This window comes from Siphonobacter sp. BAB-5405 (assembly GCF_002872335.1).
In the GTDB taxonomy this organism is placed as follows: Bacteria; Bacteroidota; Bacteroidia; order Cytophagales; family Spirosomataceae; genus Siphonobacter.
This window is the reverse complement of the sequence record NZ_NJAG01000068.1, coordinates 1-4,542: the sequence shown is the minus strand read 5'-3', so window position 1 is coordinate 4,542 and position 4,542 is coordinate 1. Positions and strand designations below refer to the sequence as shown.

The following is a 4,542-nucleotide window of genomic DNA, read 5'->3' as shown; positions in this document are numbered from 1 at the left end:
GGTTCCTATCCATAAAAATCCTTTATGATCTTCTATCACGGTCATGGCATCGCTGTGCGATAAACCCTCATTGACCGTAATATGCTCAAATCGATACTTGAGTGATTGCCCCATCAGGAGGCAGTTGCTTAGCCAAGCGAAAAGTAGCAGGCAGGCGAAAAGCCGATACATGCGTGAAAAAAGGTGCAGAAGTGATGTGATTAGGTAATGCTGATTCATTCCAGAGGGGATTCTTTCATGCAGATGCAGGATTATACCCTGTTTTAGACGAAAAATGCCCCTACATACCCCCAAGCTATTCAATAGTTTTGAACTATTCAAATGATTTGTTGGATTAAAAATCCTCCAAATCGAGACTATCCCAAAACTTATGCTATCCGTATTGACGCGTTTCTGGAAAAGAGACCGCTTGTTATTGCCCCGTCCTCCTCCGGATTTCTTCACCATTACTACCCGTTCCGGGTGATTTTTCTGCTTGATCTGTGTAACCTGCTATGCTAATGAGATTACTTGTACCCCCTCTTTTCCTGTCTGTTTTGCTGCTTGGCGTCAGTGGGCCGACAGTGCTCCGGGCTCAGACCGTTAAGCCCGTAAAAGTCGCTACGGATACCGTTACGTTTGTGACGCCCCTGCTCATTGATGAAAACGGTGAACCCATGGTTGGGTTGACACTAATCAATCGCAACCAGAAGATTTCAAAAACCACCGATGCCAATGGCAGTTGCTCGCTGGCCGGAGCTAAAAACGAAGTACTGGAAGTCCGGGCATTAGGTTCCCTGGTGAATACGTACGTCCTTTCGGACGATCGTTTCCCCACCATTACCGTCAGTACTAAACACCCGGCGGTCCAGCGTCTCAAACCTGTACGTCTGCTTAACAATACACAGATGCAGTCTGACCTCACGGCAGCATCTACGCAGACGGTCTACAACAATGACCTGACCAAAATGCCGGTGGCTTCTTTTCTGAATGCCCTGCCGGGCCGGTTTGCGGGGCTAGGGAGCATCCAGGGTTCGGGTGAACCCGGTAGCGACGGTACCGCTCTGTCGCTGCGTAATCAGGGACCGCTCGTGGTCATTGACGGGATCCCACGGAATATCACCGTATTTGATCTCGAAGAAATTGAATCTGTAACCGTATTAAAAGATGCCCTGGCAACAGCCATGCTGGGCGTACGTTCTTCAAACGGCGTATTGCTGGTGAACACGCGTAAGGGTTTTGCCAGCCGCCCCCGAATCTCGTTTACCGCTCAGACGGCCGTTCAGCAACCCCTTCGCCAGCCTAAAACGCTGGGTTCATACGATTACGCCCGCCTCTACAATGAAGCCCTGACCAACGACGGCTTACCGGAGGCTTATACCCAGCAGGATTTGGAAGGGTATCGGAGCAGGAGCGACCCCTTCCGTTATCCCGATGTAGACTGGCGGAAACAGGTACTCAAACCGTCCTCGCGGATGGATCGCTATACCTTTAGTGCCAGTGGAGGTAACAGTTTTTCCCGGTATTTTGTATCGCTTGAACACCTGAACCAAACGGGTCTGCTCCGAACCAGCGACATCAACACCTATAATACCAATAATGATTTCAAAGTATACACGGTTCGCTCCAATGTCGATCTGAATCTAAACTCAAAACTCAGTGCAGGTATCCATCTATTTGGCCGGATTCTGAATTCCAATGACGCGGGTTATGTTATTCCAAACACCAATACTACCGGAACCTCTTCCATTTTCAGTGCTCTGATTAATACACCTAACAATGCATATCCCATCTACAATCCCAACGGCACGTATGGCGGTACAACGCAGTTTCAAAATAATATCTGGGCTCAGGCCATCGGATCAGGTTATCGGCAAAATTATCAGCGGGACATGCTGGCTGATTTCTACCTGAAACGTACCCTGGATGAAGTAACAAAAGGATTATGGATTCGGGCAACGGGGTCATATTATGCTACGCTTTCGGAAAATATTGCCCGCAATAAAACTTTTGCTGTCTTCCAGCAAACGGCAGCCGATGTATACCAGCAATTTGGCGTAAACGGTGACCAGGCAAACAACAACGGTATTGATTTTCAGTCTCGGGCCGACTATCTCGAACTGGCCCTGGGTTATGACCGGGCGTTCGGTCAGCACGGCATTCAGGCGATCGTTTTAGGCAACCGGGACAATGCCGTAGGCGGATCGGATTTACCGTATACGATTACGGGAACTTCAGGCCGTTTCTCTTACAATTACAGCGGTAAATACATTGCAGAAGCTTCGTTTGCAGTAAATGGGTCGAATCGGTATCCCGAAGATGGTCGTACTCGGGTAGGTTTCTTCCCGGCATTTGGTCTGGGCTGGAATCTTAGCAAGGAAGAATTCATGAAATCCCTCACCTGGCTTACGCACCTGAAAGCCTTTGCTTCGGTGGGTAAAACGGGTAATGACCGGCCCGGATACTTCCGGTACATTCAGACGTATTTCGATAGTCCGAGTGTATTTTTGGTACCGGAGCGGGTTCTAATACGGCGATTACCGAGCAACCCCTGGCCAATTACAATATCACCTGGGAAAAAGCAAACAAACTCAATGCCGGACTTCAGGGTGGTTTGTGGGAGAACCGATTGGGCTTTACTCTGGAATATTACCAAATGAATTACTACGATCTGTTGATGCGGAGAGGCCGGAACAGCAGCATCCTGGGTAATACGTTTCCAGAAGAAAACATTGGCCGCAACCGCTATCGGGGCTGGGAGCTACAGCTGAACTATCAGAGAACCCACAAACAGCTGAGCTATTACGTCAATGCGATGGTAGGTGTTCAATACTCCAAATCTGTCTACTCTGACGAGGTGTTCCGCGAATATTCCTGGATGCAACGTACAGGGCAGCCCGTTAATCAACGATTTGGCTACATCGCCGAAGGATTGTTCCAGTCAGCGACAGAAATCCAGTCGGCTGCGACCATCATCGGGTATACCCCTCAGCCAGGCGACATTAAGTATCGTGATTTAAATCAGGATGGCATCATCAATCAGCTGGATATGGCTCCCATTGGCCGTACCAAACCGCAGGTTCCGTTTGGAGTGGGAGCGGGCCTTATTTGGAAGTCCTTTGATCTGACCCTTTTACTTCAGGGGGCCCTCAATCGGGACATATACCTGTCAGGCAACAGTGAATGGGCCTTTCAGAATAATGGTTTTGGACCGGCTTTCGAACCACACCTGGACCGCTGGACACCCGGAAATCCCGGAGCTTCCTACCCCCGCCTGAACGTAGGATCGAACGTCAACAACTTCGAAACTTCTTCGTACTGGGTTCGTAATGGCGATTACCTGCGTATCAAAAACCTGGAAATCGGCTATAGCCTCCCTACAACGCTCATTAACCGGATCCGGGTAAAATCACTGCGGGTATTTGCCAGTGGTACGAACCTCCTTACCCTTAATTCCATGCAACGTATTGATCCGGAGGCTTATAATGGTGCCTATCCCCTGCAGCGGCTTTTTAATCTCGGCATCAACTTAAAACTCTAGCCTACCCTTATGAAAATCGTTTCTATTTTAGGTACAGGTCTTTTACTTGCTGTTTTTCTACAAAGTTGCTCCCGCGTGGAAACTGAGCCCCGGGACTGGATCAGGGATGAACTAGTTTGGGATGATCAGGACCGTCTTGCCACGGTAGCTCAGTTTAATCTGAACGATCTGTATAACTATCTACCTTCGGGATTTAATCGGATTGGCAGTGGACCGGGAGACTTTCTCGATGCCGCTACCGATGATGCCATCCCTTCGCGGAATAACCGGGTGGTTCGGTTTTACGCCAACGGCTTCATCAATCCCATCAACAACCCGGATCCCTACTGGGCAAACAGCTACGCCGGAATCCGCCGGGCAAATATTTTTCTGGCCAATATTGATAAAGTTCCAGCTACGGCCCAAAGTATCCTGACCTGGAAATCGGAGGCCCGTTTCATTCGTGCCATGCTTTATGCAGAATTGCTGAAACGTTACGGCGGGATCCCACTGGTCGGTGACCGCATTTTTACAATTTCCGATGATTTGTCCCTGCCCCGCAATACCTACCGGGAATGCCTGGAGTACATTGTGAGCGAATGCGATGCTCTGAAGAGTACACTCCGGCAGGAACCAATTTCCGATACTGAATGGGGCCGGATTCCCCGCGGTGCTGCTCTGGCTCTGAAAGCACGGGTTTTGCTGTACGCAGCCAGTCCGCTTTTTAATGGTGGAGCCAGTTCAGAACTCACGGGTTTCACTACAACGGATGTTTCCCGCTGGCAGCGAGCACTGGATGCGAACCAGGAGCTGATCGACCTGAAGTACTACGCCCTTCAGACTAGCTTCAATAACATCTTTACGGTTAAGAAAAATGCGGAGGTTATTCTGGCTAAACAGTCCGGTAATTCCACCAGTCTGGAAAGCTGGAATGCCCCGATTGGCTATGGTACACCCGCTGCCAGTCAGGGCGTGACGAGTCCTACGCAGAATCTGGTGGATGCTTTCCCGATGGACAATGGGCTGGCCATTACTGATCCGAC

At 49.7% G+C, this 4,542-nt stretch carries 4 protein-coding genes; 3 read left to right on the top strand and 1 reads right to left on the bottom strand.

Annotation, left to right across the window (positions count from 1 at the left end):
- The coding region (locus tag BWI97_RS28670; RefSeq protein WP_233208036.1) for a hypothetical protein at positions 1–219 on the bottom strand (219 nt) is incomplete at its 3' end.
- Positions 220–500: 281 nt separating this feature from the next.
- Between BWI97_RS28670 and BWI97_RS25310 the strand changes: the two genes are divergently transcribed.
- From BWI97_RS25310 to BWI97_RS25300, 3 genes are all read left to right on the top strand, one after another.
- On the top strand, positions 501–2,639 hold the full coding sequence (locus BWI97_RS25310) for a SusC/RagA family TonB-linked outer membrane protein (RefSeq protein ID WP_158242846.1): 2,139 nt from the start codon (positions 501–503) through the stop codon (positions 2,637–2,639).
- The gene (locus BWI97_RS25305; RefSeq protein WP_369826672.1) at positions 2,531–3,520 is read left to right on the top strand and encodes a TonB-dependent receptor domain-containing protein; all 990 of its coding nucleotides are present in this window, start codon (positions 2,531–2,533) and stop codon (positions 3,518–3,520) included. The genes BWI97_RS25310 and BWI97_RS25305 overlap by 109 nt, the downstream gene beginning before the upstream one ends.
- 75 nt (positions 3,521–3,595) lie before the next feature.
- On the top strand, positions 3,596–4,542 hold a 947-nt coding region (locus BWI97_RS25300), incomplete at its 3' end, for a RagB/SusD family nutrient uptake outer membrane protein (RefSeq protein ID WP_199182103.1).